The sequence below is a fragment of the Rhodococcus erythropolis R138 genome (assembly GCF_000696675.2).
GTDB lineage: Bacteria > Actinomycetota > Actinomycetes > Mycobacteriales > Mycobacteriaceae > Rhodococcus_F > Rhodococcus_F erythropolis.
In genome coordinates, this window is sequence record NZ_CP007255.1 from 4,579,826 (window position 1) to 4,596,010 (window position 16,185).

General features: G+C 64.6%; 12 protein-coding genes. 6 read left to right on the forward strand and 6 right to left on the reverse strand.

Annotated features, from left to right (window positions below; translation table 11 throughout):
* The first annotated feature begins 81 nt into the window (after positions 1-81).
* Together H351_RS20995 and H351_RS21000 are read left to right on the forward strand one after the other, a co-directional pair.
* Positions 82-993, forward strand: coding sequence for a hypothetical protein (locus H351_RS20995; RefSeq protein WP_029255057.1), 912 nt, complete (start codon positions 82-84; stop codon positions 991-993).
* A gap of 4 nt (positions 994-997) precedes the next feature.
* The gene (locus tag H351_RS21000; RefSeq protein WP_020907132.1) at positions 998-2,341 is read left to right on the forward strand and encodes an ABC1 kinase family protein; all 1,344 of its coding nucleotides are present in this window, start codon (positions 998-1,000) and stop codon (positions 2,339-2,341) included.
* Positions 2,342-2,346: 5 nt separating this feature from the next.
* Here the strand turns inward: H351_RS21000 and H351_RS21005 are convergent, their stop codons facing one another.
* Together H351_RS21005 and H351_RS21010 are read right to left on the reverse strand one after the other, a co-directional pair.
* Positions 2,347-2,670: a WhiB family transcriptional regulator gene (locus H351_RS21005; protein ID WP_003942321.1), complete on the reverse strand. Its 324-nt coding sequence runs from the start codon at positions 2,668-2,670 to the stop codon at positions 2,347-2,349.
* A gap of 512 nt (positions 2,671-3,182) precedes the next feature.
* Positions 3,183-5,321 (reverse strand): ATP-dependent DNA helicase UvrD2, encoded by a 2,139-nt coding sequence (locus H351_RS21010; RefSeq protein WP_029255055.1) that lies wholly within the window; start codon positions 5,319-5,321, stop codon positions 3,183-3,185.
* A gap of 103 nt (positions 5,322-5,424) precedes the next feature.
* Between H351_RS21010 and H351_RS21015 the strand changes: the two genes are divergently transcribed.
* Entirely contained in the window at positions 5,425-5,682 is a 258-nt protein-coding gene (locus H351_RS21015; protein WP_003942350.1) for a mycoredoxin, read from the forward strand.
* Between the two features lie 30 nt (positions 5,683-5,712).
* On the opposite strand, the gene nudC is transcribed toward H351_RS21015, so the two are convergent.
* A complete protein-coding gene (gene nudC / locus H351_RS21020; protein ID WP_007731249.1) occupies positions 5,713-6,612 on the reverse strand; it encodes an NAD(+) diphosphatase in 900 nt (299 codons plus the stop codon).
* A 38-nt stretch (positions 6,613-6,650) separates the two neighbouring features.
* Positions 6,651-7,718: a potassium channel family protein gene (locus tag H351_RS21025; RefSeq protein ID WP_003942296.1), complete on the reverse strand. Its 1,068-nt coding sequence runs from the start codon at positions 7,716-7,718 to the stop codon at positions 6,651-6,653.
* Between the two features lie 156 nt (positions 7,719-7,874).
* Between H351_RS21025 and H351_RS21030 the strand changes: the two genes are divergently transcribed.
* Positions 7,875-8,276: a DoxX family protein gene (locus H351_RS21030; protein ID WP_019747824.1), complete on the forward strand. Its 402-nt coding sequence runs from the start codon at positions 7,875-7,877 to the stop codon at positions 8,274-8,276.
* Here the strand turns inward: H351_RS21030 and H351_RS21035 are convergent.
* Both H351_RS21035 and H351_RS21040 read right to left on the reverse strand, forming a co-directional pair.
* Positions 8,273-11,665: an ATP-dependent helicase gene (locus H351_RS21035; protein WP_029255054.1), complete on the reverse strand. Its 3,393-nt coding sequence runs from the start codon at positions 11,663-11,665 to the stop codon at positions 8,273-8,275. The genes H351_RS21030 and H351_RS21035 overlap by 4 nt on opposite strands.
* On the reverse strand, positions 11,666-15,028 hold the full coding sequence (locus H351_RS21040; protein ID WP_020969239.1) for an ATP-dependent helicase: 3,363 nt from the start codon (positions 15,026-15,028) through the stop codon (positions 11,666-11,668).
* A gap of 52 nt (positions 15,029-15,080) precedes the next feature.
* On the opposite strand from H351_RS21040, the gene H351_RS21045 reads away from it, so the two are divergent.
* Positions 15,081-15,869 carry an alpha/beta hydrolase gene (locus H351_RS21045; RefSeq protein WP_019747821.1) on the forward strand — a complete coding sequence of 263 codons (789 nt, stop codon included), beginning with the start codon at positions 15,081-15,083 and terminating at the stop codon, positions 15,867-15,869.
* A 10-nt stretch (positions 15,870-15,879) separates the two neighbouring features.
* The gene (locus H351_RS21050; RefSeq protein WP_019747820.1) at positions 15,880-16,176 is read left to right on the forward strand and encodes an MGMT family protein; all 297 of its coding nucleotides are present in this window, start codon (positions 15,880-15,882) and stop codon (positions 16,174-16,176) included.
* Positions 16,177-16,185 lie beyond the last annotated feature (9 nt).

Genomic DNA, 16,185 nt, shown 5'->3' on the forward strand with positions numbered 1-16,185 from the left:
GCAGTTCAGCCATGCTGACGTCCTGTGGATAACCGTCACTGACGCGGACTCGCCGGCGGCCCGCCGTGCCAGCATCGAACGATGACCGGTGACACGCAAGACGACACCACACATAACAGCACTTCACAGCGATCCGCGGGACCCCGATGGGACCCGCGGATCGCTGTTCTGTCGCGCCCGGACGGTCGGCTGCAGCTGGGATGGACGCCCGGACGTGCCGTCCTGCTGACGCTGCCTGTCGGGGTCGATGTGCGCGCGGTGAAGTCGATCCTCCGCAAAATGGACGGCTCCAGATCCCGCGCGACCATCCTGTGGGAAGCATCGACGCGCGGGATTTCGACGTCGGTGACGGAGAAGTTGCTCGAGCAACTCACCGATTCCGGATTCGTCCACACTGCCGCCAGGAGGACCGTGTCCGTCCGGATCCACGGTGTCGGTCCGCTCTCGGACGCCGTCGAGCGCGCCCTGGTCACCGGCGGGGTAAGCACGCGTCGCTCGCGCGGGTATCGCAACACCGACGTCGTGCGCACGTGGAACGAACAACTGGTGGTCCTGGCCGACGACGTTGTCACTGATCCTCGCCTGGTCAGCGATCTCGTTCGCTGCGGACTCCCCCACCTTTCCGTCCGCATCCGCGACGGCAACGGTGTGATCGGTCCTCTTGTCTTGCCGGGCCAGTCGAGTTGCCTGCGATGCGCCGACATCATCCGATCCGAACTCGACCCTCATTGGCTTCATCTGTCCGCGCAGCTACTCGGCAGCGCCGGCCACGCGGAATCGGCGATGATCCATGCAAGTGTCGCGCTGGCCCTGGCCGAGATCGACTCCGCATTATCCGAGACAGCGGCGACGTATGCGGCGAGTCTGTCGTCGACGCTCGAGATCGCGCTCCGTCCGTATCGGATCACAACCAGGCGCTGGCCTCGGCAAATATCTTGCAGTTGCCAATACCTGGCACCTGTTTCGGGCAAAGGACGCCCCAGTCAGACATGATGGTGTGGTGTCCGAGATCCCACGCAAGAGTTCTGCCCGTACTGCCAAACTCGCGAGCATCCCCCTGGGGATGGCCGGTCGCGCCGCCATGGGCTTCGGACGCAAGCTCGCCGGCGGCGACAAAGGCGAGATCGACGCGCAGTTGAGCGCGAAGGCCGCCGAGCAACTGTTCGCGGTGCTGGGCGAACTCAAGGGCGGCGCGATGAAGCTGGGCCAAGCGCTCAGCGTCATGGAGGCGGCGATTCCGGAGGAATTCGCGGAGCCGTACCGCGAGTCGCTGAACAAGCTCCAGGCCGCCGCCCCGCCGCTGCCGACCAAGCAAGTACACAAGATGCTCGATCAGCAACTCGGAACCAAATGGCGCGACCGATTCCAGTCGTTCGACGACGAACCGACCGCGTCGGCAAGCATCGGGCAGGTTCACCGTGCGGTCTGGGCGGACGGCCGCGACGTAGCCGTGAAAGTTCAGTACCCCGGCGCCGACGAAGCTCTACGCGCCGACCTCAAGACCTTGGGCAGATTTGCCGGTCTCTTCGGTTCGGTCATGCCCGGTGTCGATGTGCGCCCCGTGATCGAGGAGTTCACCGCGCGCACCGAGGAAGAACTCGACTATCGGATCGAGGCGAACAATCAGCGAGCTTTTGCAAAAGAATTCGACGGAGATCCCCAATTCGTGATCCCGCACGTCGTGGCGAGCGCGCCGAAAGTGGTCGTGACCGAATGGATGACGGCAACCCCGCTGACCAGAATCATCGAAAGTGGAACGCCGGAGCAGCGCAATGCTGCCGGTGCACTACTCGCCGAATTCCACTTCGCGTCTCCGGCCCGTGTCGGCTTGCTCCACTGCGACCCGCACCCCGGCAATTTCATGCTTCTCGAGGACGGCCGACTCGGCGTCATCGACTTCGGTGCTGCTGCGCCGTTCCCGAACGGACTGCCACGGGTTCTCGGCACGATGGTGCGCTTGGCTGTCGAGGAACAATTCGACGAATTGACGGAGTTGTTGCGCGCCAACGGTTTCGTGATTCCCGGACGCACGGTGACCGACAAGGAGATCGCGGATTACCTGCGACCCTTCACCGACCCGATCCAGACCGAGTCATTTCACTTCACTCGGTCGTGGCTGCAAAAGGCCGCCGGAACCGCCACTGACTTCAACAGTGCGCAGTTCCGAACGGCCCGTGCACTCAACCTTCCGGCCGAGTATTTGATGATCTTCCGAGTTCTTCTCGGTTCGGTCGGCATATGCGCCCAGTTGGACGCATATGCCCCGTACATGGAAATCCTGACTCGTTGGTTGCCAGGGTTCGCGGAGCCGGTTCTGGATGACACCGGCTCCGCCGAATAGGGCTCTCACGCGCACACGAGTTGCTTGCGTGGGCGCCCCCTCGGTCTCTTGCGCGCTATGACGGCCCCCTGATCGAGGATCTCGCCTCCCCACACCCCCCACGGCTCGGCGCGGTCGAGAGCCGCACTGAGACAACGGGAACGGATGGGGCACTGCGCGCACAGTGCCTTCGCCTGCTCGAGTTCGGCCGGAGCTTCGGCGAACCAGAGATCGGGGTTGGATGCCCGGCACGGCAGGTCGCGGCGGGTGGACGCGACCTCGATGAACGTGACTGCAGCCGAAGTGACGTCGGTGGAAGTTACTGCAGTGGTGGAGTTTTCGGATTCCACGCGGATTGTCTGGGCAGACAACTCGGTCTCCTAGTGCTCGGATGCGAAACTGTGTCGCACGATATGGGTTCGATGGGTGCGAACCTGAGCCGAGTCGGAAACCGGATAAAGAGGGGTATCCAACACAAAGGCCACGGTCCGCAGGGGCTGCGGGTCCGTGGCCGTAAGTGAACGGATGTGTCCTACCGAGAAATACCTCGATGGCTTAAGAACACGGACTCGACAGCTGCTTTCTTTGCTGCTGCTTGAGGGCGCAGGCGGAACGCATGCTGCGCCCATCCCGCTGCACGCGGCAGCATGGGGGCGGCAACAGCGAACTTTGCGCTTGCGCACGCTTCATACGAGATCAAGTTCGTCATTTTTTTGCCACCTCCATTTCGTGTCGGTCCGGATAGTTTCTGCGCACAGGTTGCCCCGTAACACTGAAAACCAGAGTAGAGAATTCGTCGAATCTGCACAACCTATTTTTGACCTGCGGTTATGTAACTCACCGTTGTCGATTCGGATGCATTTCAGATATCGAGTGTTGCCGCACGCAGTTCGCCGCGAATGACAGCTAGTACGTCTTCTCCGAAGTTGTCGAGTTTCTTCGGCCCGATTCCAGGGATCGAAACCAGTCCACGATTGTCTTGTGGTCGTTGTTCGGCAATAGCCATCAGTGTGTTGTCACTGAAGACGACATAGGCCGGAACTTTGAGTTCTCGGGACTTGTCCAGACGCCAGGCCTTGAGGTGCTCGAGCAATTCCAGGTCGACATTGGACGGGCATTTTTCGCAGCGCCCGAGCATTGTCGCCGACGTCCCGATCAACGGTTTGCCGCAGACGCGGCAGCGCGGACGCTTCTTGTTCCCCGACGACGGCGCGGCAACGCGCGAAGCCGGTGAGTCCTCGGGGATGAGCCCGTTGAGGAACCTCGACCGGCGACGGGACTTGCGTCCACCCTCATTGCGAGCCAATGCCCAAGACAGCTGCAGATGCTCGCGGGCGCGGGTAACCCCCACGTACAGAAGCCGACGCTCCTCCTCCACCGCGACGTCGTCGGCGCCCGAATTGGCGTCGCCGAGAACGTGTTGGATCGGCAGGGTGCCGTCGTTGAGGCCGACCAGGAACACCGCATCCCATTCGAGCCCCTTGGCCGCGTGAAGCGAAGCCAGCGTCACGCCCTGCACGGTCGGTGGGTGCCGCGCCTCGGCTCGGGCTGTGAGCTCTTGTAGAAGCCCGGTGAGCGACAGTTCGGGTTCGTGGACGAGCTGTTCTTCGGTCAGCGCCACGAGAGCCGAGAGCGACGCCCAGCGCTCGCGGGCTTGCGTGCCCGAAGGTTCTTCATTGGTCAGACCGAGTGGCGCGAGTACAGCGCGAACCAGTGAAACCAGCGCTTCGCCGTTGTCTGCGCCTTCGGGGAGGTCGTCTCGTCCGGCGGCCTGACGCAGTGCCGCCACTGCCTGACGGACCTCGGTGCGGGTGAAGAAGCCCTCTCCACCACGCACCTGGAACGGAATGCCGAGCTTGGTGAGTGCCTGCTCGTGCGCCTCCGACTGAGCATTGATCCGATACAGAACAGCGATCTCGGCCGCTGGAGTGCCTGCCGCGATCAGCCGTTTGATCGCCCGCGCAACGCCGAGCGCTTCGGCAGGCTCGTCGTCGAACTCCATGAACTCCGGCTCAGGCCCCGGAGCGCGTTGCCCGATCAATTGAAGACGCGTCCCGGCGATCCGTCCGCGCGCTGCACCGATCACGCGGTTCGCCAGCGACACGACCTCAGGGGTGGAGCGGTAGTCCCGTTCGAGCCGGACGACGGTCGCTTCGGGGAATTTCCGCGAGAAGTCCAACAGATAGTTCGGGGTGGCGCCGGTGAAGGAGTAGATGGTCTGATTCGCATCGCCCACCACGGTCAGGTCGTCGCGGTCGCCGAGCCAGGCGTCGAGCACACGCTGTTGCAGCGGGGTGACGTCCTGATACTCGTCGACCACGAAGCAGCGGTACCGTTCGCGGAACTCGTCGGCAACCGTCGAATGCTCTTCGAGCGCAGCCGCGGTGTGAAGTAGGAGATCGTCGAAATCGAGGAGCATGCCGTCCTGGCCACGTGCCTTCAGCTCTTCGTATGCCGCGTAGACCTGCGCAACCTTGGTGGCATCGACCGGCGCCTCGCGATGAATCTTGGCTATCGCGCGTGGGTAGTCCTCGGGAGCGATCAGTGAGGCCTTGGACCACTCGATTTCGCTGGCGAGGTCGCGCACGCTTTCCGTACTGGTGGACAACCCGACACGAGCGGCGGCACTGCTGACAACCGCGAACTTCCGATCGAGCAGACGCCACGGCGTGTCACCGATCACCTGCGGCCAGAAGTACTTGAGTTGACGAAGAGCGGCGGCGTGGAAGGTGCGAGCCTGTACCTGCGGCCCACTTCCACCAACCCCCAGCTCACGAAGCCGTCCACGCATTTCGCCGGCCGCTCGCGCTGTGAATGTCACGGCAAGCACCTGGCCGGCGGAGACATGACCGTCGGCAACCAGATGCGCGATCCGGCGGGTAATGGTGCGGGTTTTGCCTGTTCCAGCGCCCGCGAGGACACATACCGGGCCGCGTGGCGCGAGCACGGCGGCCGATTGTTCTGGATCCAGTCCGGTGTCCGCAGGCATGGGGACCATCATGGCAGGACGTTCCGACACGCCATTCGCCGCGCCCGACGGTATGTGGGCAAGAGAACACGGGCCGATACGGAACAACGCTCTCGGTCGTGGTGTTATATCGGCCGTGACTTCTACCGAAAATGCGCCTGCCCTGACCATCTACTCGACCACGTGGTGTGGCTACTGCCGCCGCCTCAAGACGCAGCTCAACGCGTCGGGGATCGAGTACACCGAGATCGACATCGAGAACGATCCGGCAGCAGCCGATTTCGTCGGCAGCGTCAACGGTGGAAATCACGTCGTTCCGACCGTGAAGTACGGCGACGGCAGCGTCGCGACCAACCCGTCGCTCAACCAGGTCAAGCAGGCCCTGGGTCTTTAGAGCCTTTCAGGCAGCTGTCTGACCCAGCGCTTATTTGACCCAGCTCTCGAGCATTCCGCGAGCGATGGAGATCGAGCCGGGCAGCAGCAGTGGCGCGTCCGCTTCCGAACCCCAGTCGCCGAGTTCGAGAGCGGCACGCACCTCGTCCTTCGTGAACCAGGTGCCCTCGGCGATCTCGCCGTCCGCGAACAGAAGCGGAGCGGCGGGGTCGCCGATTGCGGCGAAGCCCAACATCACCGAGCGAGGGAACGGCCAAGGCTGGCTCCCGAGGTATCGAACGCTGTGCACGTCGATGCCGACTTCTTCCTTGATCTCGCGGACAACGCACGTTTCGAGCGACTCCCCGGCCTCGACGAATCCCGCGAGAATCGAGAAACGTCGCTGCGGCCAGGTCGGCTGACGAGCGAGTAGAACTCGATCGCCGCCGTCGTGCACCAGGCAGATGACCGCCGGATCCGTTCGGGGAAACTCCTCGTGGCCGGTGGACGTGGAAATGCGTGACCAGCCGGACATGGTGGGTTCACTCGGTGCGCCGTCGATAGCGCTGAATCCGGCACTGTCGTGCCAGTTGAGAATCGCGACGGCACCGGTCAACAAACCGGCGTCGGCGTCGTCGAGTGTTCCGCCGAGCATGCGCAACTCGGACAACGTGCCCGCCAGCAGCGACACCCGCACCGCCCAGACGTGGCGATTCTCCCGAATTCCCAGGAACACTGCACCGCGCACCGGTTCCGGACCCAGTTCGGTTGCCTCGGCGAAGACCAACTGACCTTCCGGTGAGACCTTGACCTGACCCCGTGAATTCACACGGAGGAGCAGCGCGTCCGCCCAACCCGTGGTCAGTGCGGCGGCATCCGACCGCAATTCCTCGGCGCGGCCGACGCTCGAGCGTGAGAGCAGCGGTGTTTCGGTCAGCTGGAAGTCGTTCACGCTCACGACATTACTGCGCGCACGAAGCTCGGCAGCACTCAGTTCGTGACGCGGCGGATGTAGAGCAGGCGATCGTTCTCCTCGACGGCGTCCACCTCGGGCGAACCGACGCGAACCAGACGGCCGTCGCGAACTACCCCGAGCACGATGTCGGAGAGATGACGCGGAGAGCCGCCGACCTCGTCACGTTCGACTGCGCGCTCGGCGATCGCGAATCCGGCTTCCGGGGTCAGAAGGTCTTCGATCATCTCCACGACAGTCGGCGTTGTGGTCGCGATGCCGAGGAGTCGACCTGCCGTCTCCGAGGACACGACCACCGAGTCTGCGCCGGACTGACGCAGAAGATGCGCGTTGTCGGCTTCACGGATGGCTGCGGCGATCTTGGCTTTCGGCGCGATTTCGCGGGCTGTGAGCGTCACGAGCACTGCGGTGTCGTCACGATTCGTGGCGACGATGATCGACGACGCATTCTGCGCGCCTGCCAACCGAAGTACGTCCGATTTCGTCGCCGAACCGAACACCGTGACCAGGCCCTTGCTCGCCGCGGAGTCGAGGACTGTCTGATCGGTATCGACGACCACGATCTCCGACGCCGGTACACCGTCACCGAGCATTGCTTCGATTGCCGTCCGCCCCTTGGTCCCGTATCCGACGACGACGGTGTGATTACGCACGTGCTGCCTCCAACGCTGAATTTTGAACGCCTGACGCGAACTCTCGGTCAGAGCTGAAAGTGTGGTTCCGACCAACACGATCAAGAAGAAGATTCGAAGTGGCGTGATCAACAGGACGTTGACCAGGCGCGCCGACGGAGTGAACGGAGTGATATCGCCGTAGCCGGTGGTCGAGAGCGAAACCGTCGCATAGTAGATGCAGTCGAGCAGCGACAGCTCGTTGTCCTGTGCGTCTCGGTATCCGGCGCGATCGATGTACACGATCAACACGGCGGCACCGAGGGCACCCAACGCGATGAGAACTCGCTTGTAGATAGCCCGCGCCGGACTGGTCTGTAGCTGGGGAATGCGCAGCACCCCGACAAGGGCGAAGTCAGGCTGATCGGTCAATGCTTCCGACCTGGTCAAACGCGCCCGGAGCTTACCGGCCATACATCGACTCTCTCACTCGAACTTACGAAATACCTACACGGACATCGGCAGGCAGCGTAACCCTCGAAGATCGACTTCGGAACTCGGGCGCCGAATAGCGTGCGGGTCGTGGCGCCGGTAGTGGCAAGAAGGTCCACCGTGAGGCAGGCTGGGCAAATGCCTTTCACCGGTTCGACGTCCACTCCCAGCCAAGCAGCCGCTCTTCGTTTGTCGGCCCTCCTACTCGGCGCCGGCACCATGCATTTTGCAGCGCCCTCGTTCTTCGACAGCACCGTTCCCCGCCAGCTTCCCGGACAGGCCCGCACCTACACCCAGGTGTCCGGCGTCGCGGAACTGGCGATCGGCGCTGCCTTGGCCGTGCCGAAGACCCGCAAGCTCGGCGCGGGCCTTGCCGCCGCGCTCTTTGTTGCCGTGTTCCCCGCCAACATCCAGATGGCGATCGACTGGTGCCGAAGCCCGAAGACGTCCACCCCGCAGAAGATCGGTTCGATCGCACGTCTCCCCCTGCAGGTTCCGCTGGTGACCGAAGCACTCAAGGCTCGTCGAAACGCAAGCTAATCTTGCGCGCCTGCCGTTCGGATGAGGCGAGCGAGAGCCTCACCGTCCGGCAGGTTCTCGGGAGCGATGGTGCGACCCGATCGAACGTAGTGAAACGCCGCCCGCACCTTGTCGGCCGGAAACTGTTCGTTGCGCCCCGCCGAACGAGCTCTGGCTGACATCAATTCGGCCCAGGCCACCCGATACGCGGCCAACTGCATCACAACAGCGTCCTCGTTGGCGGCCGACGGTTCGGCACCGGTCTTCCAGTCGATCACCGTCCATCCGCCGTCGGGATCGGCGAACACAGCGTCGATCCGACCGCGCAAAACCGTTCCGGCAATGGATGTTTCGAAAGGAACTTCCACTTCGATCGGGCTGCGGTTGGCCCACGGGGACCGCAAGAACGCATCCTGAAGTTTCACCAGGTCGGTCTCGGGACCCGCGCCGGTATCCGCGGCGCCGGGTAGCTCGTCGAGATCCAACAGCCGAGTCGCACCGAACCTTCGCTCGATCCAGGCGTGAAAAGCGGTTCCGCGACGAGCCAACGGGTTGGGCGGATACGGCAGCGGACGACGTAGGCGAGCCGCCAGTTCGTCCGGATCTGCCTTGAGGTCGACGAGCTGAGTCACCGAAAGCTGCGCCGGGAGAATCACTTCGGCACGCGCGTTTGCGCGGGCCTCGCGCTCGGCCAGGAGAACGTCGACGTCCGAGGCCCAGTTCTCCGGATCGTCCTCCGGTTCTTCCGCCTCTTCGCTGTCTTGCGGCAGCGATGCGAGTGCCGACAGGACGCTCGCGGCTCCGGCCTCGACGACGCCGCGCCGCGCACCCAGCGGATCCGGCGGCCACTGCGCCGTACGGGGCGTGGCGGCCAACGGGTTCTCGGTATCGGGTTCCGGGGCCGGCGCCCATTCCTCCACGACGCCGATCGCACTGTGCGAGTCTTCTTCACCGGCATCGTTGTCGGCCGTGACCATCTGATGCAGCTCGTCCAGGAACTCCGAAGGCCCCTTCGGTTCCGAACCGGATTCCGCCCAGTGATGCGCCGAGATGAACAGCGCCCGTTCGGTTCTGGTCAGCGCGACGTAGAACAACCGCCGGTCCTCGTCCAGTCGACGGTTGGACAAGGCCTTCTTGTGCGCCGTTATCGCGTTCTCGAGGTCCTTGCGGTTGTAGAGCTCCTCGAGGTCGAGCACCGGAACTCCGTCGGCCGAATCCGCGTCGACCGCCCGGTCACCACGCAACGACGGTGGCAGTTCGGCGAGCGCCCCGAGCCATGATCCGGACGCGGTGGACGAGGGGAACACCCCGTCGCTGACATGCGGGATCGCCACTACTTCCCATTCGAGCCCCTTCGCCGAGTGCACGGTCAGGATCTGGACCCGATCCGGCGCTACCTCCACTTCGCCTGGCGTGAGGCCCTTTTCGATCTGTTCGGCTGCCGCGAAGAAAGCCAGCATCCCGGTCAGATTGGCCGTCGGACGGGTCGCGTAGTTGGCGACGACGTCGGCGAAGGCGTCGAGGTGCTCGCGGCCCGCGGTCCCGACGACGCCGACTCGGGTCCGTGCGCCCGCCTCGATTCCGATCCCGAGCACCCGCTCGACCTCCGCCACCAATTCGGTGAGCGGCTGGCCGATACGTTCGCGCAACGACGCCAACTCTGCCGCTATCGCGTTGATGCGTGTGTACCCGAGAGCCGAATAGCGTTCTGCCGGGCCTGGATCGGAGATCGAGTCGACCAATCCTGCTTGCTCGGCGTTCTCCCCGGGCAGAGCATCGTGGACCGCCGAGGTGAGCGCCTCGGCGTCGGTGACCGCACCCGCCGTTCCGTATCCCGCGGAGATGGCAAGTTCGCGGGAGCGTTGAGAGAGTGCGGCCAGGTCCTTCGCGCCGATCTGCCATCGCGCGCCGGTGAGCAGCCGAACAGCTGCGCTTCCTGCAAGCGGATCGGCGACCACCCGGAGCATGGCGATCACGTCCGCAACCTCGGGTGTGTGCAGGAGCCCACCGAGTCCGACCACTTCGACCGGCAGACCTTTGGACCGCAAGGCCTCGGCCAGCGGAGCGGCATCGGCGTTCCGGCGGATCAACACCGCTGCCGTGGGTGTCGGGCGGTCTTCGGCACGTGCCGCCTCGTATTCTTCGGCGATCTTCTCCGCCACCCACTGACGTTCCTGTTCGACGTCTCCCAGAAGCGCCAGTCGAACGTCTCCGGCGACGGCTCCCGGCCGTGCACGCAGGGTACTGACGGCCACGCCGCGTCGACGCAACGGTGCCGACGACAGGTTAGCCAGCTCGAGAGCCTCCGGCGGGTTACGCCAACTGGTGAGCAGTTCGAGCGTCGGAGCCGGTTTTCCGTTGGCAAGCGGGAAATCGGTTGCAAACCGGGGCAGGTTGGCCGCCGACGCGCCGCGCCAACCGTAGATCGACTGCATCGGGTCGCCGACGGCCGTCAGCGCCAAACGGCCGTCGGCTCCCCCACCGAACAACGAGGACAACAACACTCGCTGAGCGTGACCGGTGTCCTGGTACTCGTCGAGAAGAACCACCCGAAAGCGCTCACGCTCGGTCTGCCCGACCTCGGGATGCTCGGCGGCGACCCGGGCAGACAGCGACATCTGGCTGCCGAAATCCAATGCGCCTTCACGCCGCAGCGTCTCACCCAGCCGGGCGACGAGAGGCAACAGTTCGATGCGCTTATGTTGCACATCAAGGTAATTCAACAGCTCCTTGCTCGGTCCACCCCGCTGTTTCGGGCCGGCGGGCAGAGTGTGAATCAGCTTGTCCAGCTCGGTGTGTGCCTCGAGCAACTGCTCGGGATCGACCAGGTGCTCCGCCAACTGACCGGCAAGAGCCAGAACGGTCTCGGTGATCGAACCCGGATTCTTGTCGGTGTCCAGATCACTGTCCCAGCCGCTCACGACGCGGTGCGCAACCTGCCACAGTTCGGTCTCGGACAACAACGTCGCCGAGGGTTCGATGGGCAACAGCAGTCCGTGTTCGGAGAGCAACCGTCCCGCGTAAGCATGGTAGGTACTGACTTCGGGTTCGCCGGCCAGAATCCGGGAACGCACTCCGCCGGTCGGGTCGAGTGCCCGCAGAACGTCCGAACCCGCCAGCCGCGCCAACCGCTTGCGGATTCGCGACGTGAGCTGTTGCGCCGCTTTGCGCGTGAAGGTCAGGCCGAGAACCGCCTCGGGGTCGACGAAGCCGTTGGCAACCAGCCACACGACGCGAGCAGCCATCGTCTCGGTCTTTCCGGCACCGGCGCCGGCGACCACCAATGTCGGACCGAGCGGTGCGGCGATCACTGCTGCCTGCTCGGGCGTCGGAGGGTGCTGACCGAGCGCGACCGCCAGGTCGACAGGGTCGATCTTCGGTCGGCGTGCCTTCTGCGTCGCGGCAGCCACTTAGTTACTCACCTGTCGTCCCTCGTCGTGTGCCGGGCAACTCGAACGCACCGGGCAATGTCTACATCCGTCGTTGACCCTGGCCAGATACTGCGGCCCTTGGGTCGCTGCCGCTGCGTTGTGAATGACGTCTCGCCACATCTCGACAGCTTCGGCCGTCAGCGGCGGCTGAACTCGCTGCGCCGCACCGTCTTTCTTGTTGGACTTGGCCACGAATACCAGGCGCGCACCGCCGGGTTGTGTGGCCGGTTCGCCGGCAATCGCACCTTCGGCCGCTGCGACCTGGTACGCCGCCAACTGCGCATGAGATTGCGCGGCCTCGTTGCTGACGGGGTTTCGCGCAGTCTTGACGTCGACAACCACCGGGCGACCTTCGGTATCGCGCTCGAGCCGGTCGATCCGGCCACGTAGCTTGACCGCAGGCGCTCCTTCTTCGCGCGGTTCGAGGACCCCCTCGACCGCGACCTCGACGCCGACTTCGGTCAGCTCACCGCGAGTTGCGTTCATCCAGGCGGTGAACGTCGCCAGCATCTCCCGAGTTCGATTGAGTTCACGGCGCGAGTACCACTGCGATCCCAGATCGATGGATTCCCAGGCATTTTCGAGTGCCTTCTCGACCTGATCCGGTGGAATCCGGCCGGCCAGTGCCTGCACCAAGGTATGGACCAGCGTACCGGCGATCGCATGAGTGTTGTCTCCGTCGCTGCCACCATGACGCTCGAACACCCATCGGAGAGGACATGTTTCGAGAAGCTCGATGGTGGACGGGGATAGTGAAACCGGTCCGTCCTCGGGTTGCCACATGGGAGCAGCGGTACTCGGCTCGGCTGTGCCGTACCACTGATCCGGATGCGCGCCTCGTACTCCGGCCGCAGCCAGACGCGCCAACTGGCGAGCAGCCCGAGAATGCTTCTCGGGGTCGAAATGCGCGATGTCGGGATCACACACCACGCTGCGAAGCTGTGCGACCAGTGCAGGCAGCGACAGAACCCGGGTATCCCCGGTCTCGGGTGCAACGACGTCGAGATCGGAGGACGGGTCGTCCGAGTACGCGTCACCACGGATCAATTCGTCCACGAACCGCGAAGGCACCAAGTCGGTGTCCCCCGAAGCCGATTCGACTGCGGTGATCAGCAGACGGCGACGAGCACGGCTACAGGCGACCAGGAACAACCTGCGTTCTTCGGCCAGAAGCGGCGCGGTTCGCGAGAGTCGTTCGGCAGCCGAGTCACTGCCGTCGGAGACTCCGTTGACCAGGTCGATAAGTGCTTCGGTACGCAGTAGCGAGCCGCGTGCCCGCAAACTCGGCCAGAGCCCCTCCTGCACACCCGCCACCGCCACCACCGCCCATTCGCGCCCCGCCGCGGCGTGAGCGCTGACCACGGTGACGGCGTCGGGAGCGATGACCGATCGGCTCCGCGAGTCGGTCGGTATCTCCTGGCTGGTCAAGTAGTCGACAAAACCGGAGAGTTGCGAACGCGGCAGCCGGTCGACGTAGTTGGCAGCCGCGTCGAAGAGTGCGACTACGGCATCGAGGTCTCGATCGGCTTGTGAGCCGATCGGTCCGCCGCGCGCCGACGCAGCCGCCCAGCGCCGTTCCAGCCCCGTCGCCTGCCAGGCCGCCCACAGAACTTCTTCGACCCCGAGACCACGCTCGAGAGGCACTCGGGCCTTCCGAAGGACCGACAGCACGCGATTGAGGGCCGCAGCTTCGACGTCTGTCAGCTTGCCCATCAGGCGCTTGGACTGCGCACGATCCTCGTCGATCAGTATGAGCCGCAACAACTCCGAGGAGTCCCGATCACTTCCCGATGCCAACTCGACTCGGCGCAGGCCACGACGCAACCGGCGCAGGGTGACCGGTTCGGCGCCGCCGATGGGACCGGCCATCAGGGCAAGCGCGTCGTCGCCGGTGAACTGATCGCCGCCGAGCGCCCGGAGGACCAGCAGCAGGCCGGACACTCCGTGTTGCCGCGCGAGCGGCAATTCGGTGGCAGCGGTCGTGACGGGCACCCCCGCCGCGAGCAGGGCTCGCCGGAGAGGGGCGAGAGTGCGCGGGACCGACCGCACGATGACGGCCATGTCGGACCACGCAATCCCGTCCAGCAGATGCGCCCGGCGCAAGGTATCTGCGACGACTGCCGCCTCTTTGGCCGTCGTACCGAGAACCCGCACCGACGCCCGTCCCGGATTCTCATCGGTGAGATCGGATGGAACCGCGATGCGATGAGCCAAGTTGCCGGGCAGCCGCGCAGCGATCTTGGCCGCGATCGACGCGACGTCGGCGTTGTTGCGATACGTGACGGGCAGAACGATCTGGCGCTCGTCTCCGCGCTCGGCCAGTCCGAGCAGGAACGCCGAATCCGCACCGCGGAATCCGAACACGGACTGATCGGGATCACCGGCGATGACCGTGCCCGCAGTTCCGGTTCCGATTAACCGAACCAGTTGCGCCGCCTGCGGATCCAGATGTTGTGCGTCGTCGACAAGGAGGTGCCGGATCCGAGCGCGCTCGGAGCGAAGCAATTCGGGATCGGTGGCGAACGCGGTCAAGGCCGCACCGATCAACTCGGCCGCGTCGAGCGCCGGCGCCGTCGCCTCCGGAGCCTCGACACCGACACTGCCGCGCAGCAGCACGCCTTGCTCGTAGGCCTCGGCGAACCGCCCGGCCGCCACCCACTCCGGACGGCCACGCTTCTTGCCGAGCTTGACCAGATCTTCGGGGCCGAGCCCGCGCTCGTTGGCTCGCAGCATCAGATCTCGAAGTTCGACGGCAAAGCCGTTCAAACCCAATGCGGGTCGCAGGCGCTCCGGCCACCGGAGCGCACCGTCTTCGATGTCGCCGCGCAACATCTCGCGGAGCACCGAGTCCTGCTCGGCGCCGGTGATCAGGCGTGGCGGCGCGTTGCCGTGTGCTGCGGCTTGAAGCCGGAGAACGGCAAAGGCGTAAGAGTGAACGGTGCGTACCAGCGGCTCACGGGTTGCCTGCGGTCCGCGTTCCTGTTGGTACCCGAGCAACCCAGCGGTGATCTGCTCGCGGACCTGCGTCGCGGCTCGGCGTGACTGGGTGAGCACCAGGACCGATTCAGGATCTTCGCCACCCGAGATCTTCTGCACTGCCAGATCCACGAGAAGGGACGTCTTGCCGGTTCCGGGACTGCCGAGTACCTGCCAGGGATTCCAAGCCGCTGCCGAACCGAAAGAAACAGGGCCGAACGCGAGCTGGAACGGATCCTCGGACGGCGGCGCGAAGAGCCGCGTCGTCCCTTCATCCCACGTTCGGGGTATCGGAGACGGCGCAGTTCGGTGCACCAACCGCGCCCGCGGAATGGTGACCTTGCTGCGTGTTGCCGTCTCACTCACCCAGGCATTCCACCAGAGCGCACCGACAACTCACACATCGCCTGCATCCGGCATGATTGACCTCGTGTCTGCACTCCATACGTATCTCTACGGACCCGTCGGGGCGCCGGAGATCCTTTCGCTGCACGGTCTGACCGGTCACGGCCGCCGTTGGCAGTCGATGGCCGAGAACCAACTGCCCCAAGCGCGCTGGATCTCGCCCGATCTGCGCGGTCACGGGCGCTCGACCTGGGCTCCCCCGTGGAACATCGAATCCCACGTGGAGAGCCTGCTCGAGACACTGGACGAACATGCAAACGGACCGGTGGTGATCGTCGCGCATTCGTTCGGCGGAATGCTGGCGCTTCACCTCGCGGCCACCGCGCCGGAACGCGTTCGTGGGCTCGTTCTGCTCGATCCAGCGATCGGCTTGGATCCGACTTTCATGCAGGAAGTGGCCGAACTCACAATCGGCTCACCGGATTACACCGATGCGGCCGAGGCGTACTCCGAGAAGATTCACGGCTCGTGGGGTGAGGTTCCCACCCAGGACCTCGACGTCGAGATGGCCGAGCACCTGATTCAACTGGGCAACGGGCGCGTCAACTGGCGCCTGTCCACGCCCGCAATCGTGACCGGGTGGGGCGAACTCGCTCGCCCGATCGTGCTGCCACCGCCTTCGATGCCGACCGTGCTGGTTCAAGCGATGAAAGTCCAGCCTCCGTACGTCACCGACGAGTTCCGGGCAGCGCTCACCGAGCACCTCGGTGAAAATCTGACCAGCGTCGAATTCGACTGTGACCACATGGTCCCGCACGTGCGGGCCGACGAAGTTGCCGCCCTCGTTCGCAGCGTGCTCTGAAGGAACCGACATGGCAGCCACCACCGAAGAGCAGATCGAAGAGGTACGGCGACTCATCGCGTCGATTCCGGCCGGTTTCGTGGCGACGTACGGCGATATCGCTGATGCTGCAGGACTTTCCAGTGCTCGCACGGTCGGTTGGATCATGCGGACGGACTCTGCCGACCTGCCGTGGCATCGGGTTCTCGGCGCCTCCGGCAAACCGTCGGCGCACCTGGCTCATCGTCAGATCGCCAAGCTCGAACTCGAAGGGGTACCGATCAAGGAGGGTCGGATCGACCTGAAGAAGGCACGGTTTCACTTCTGATCCCGTGTC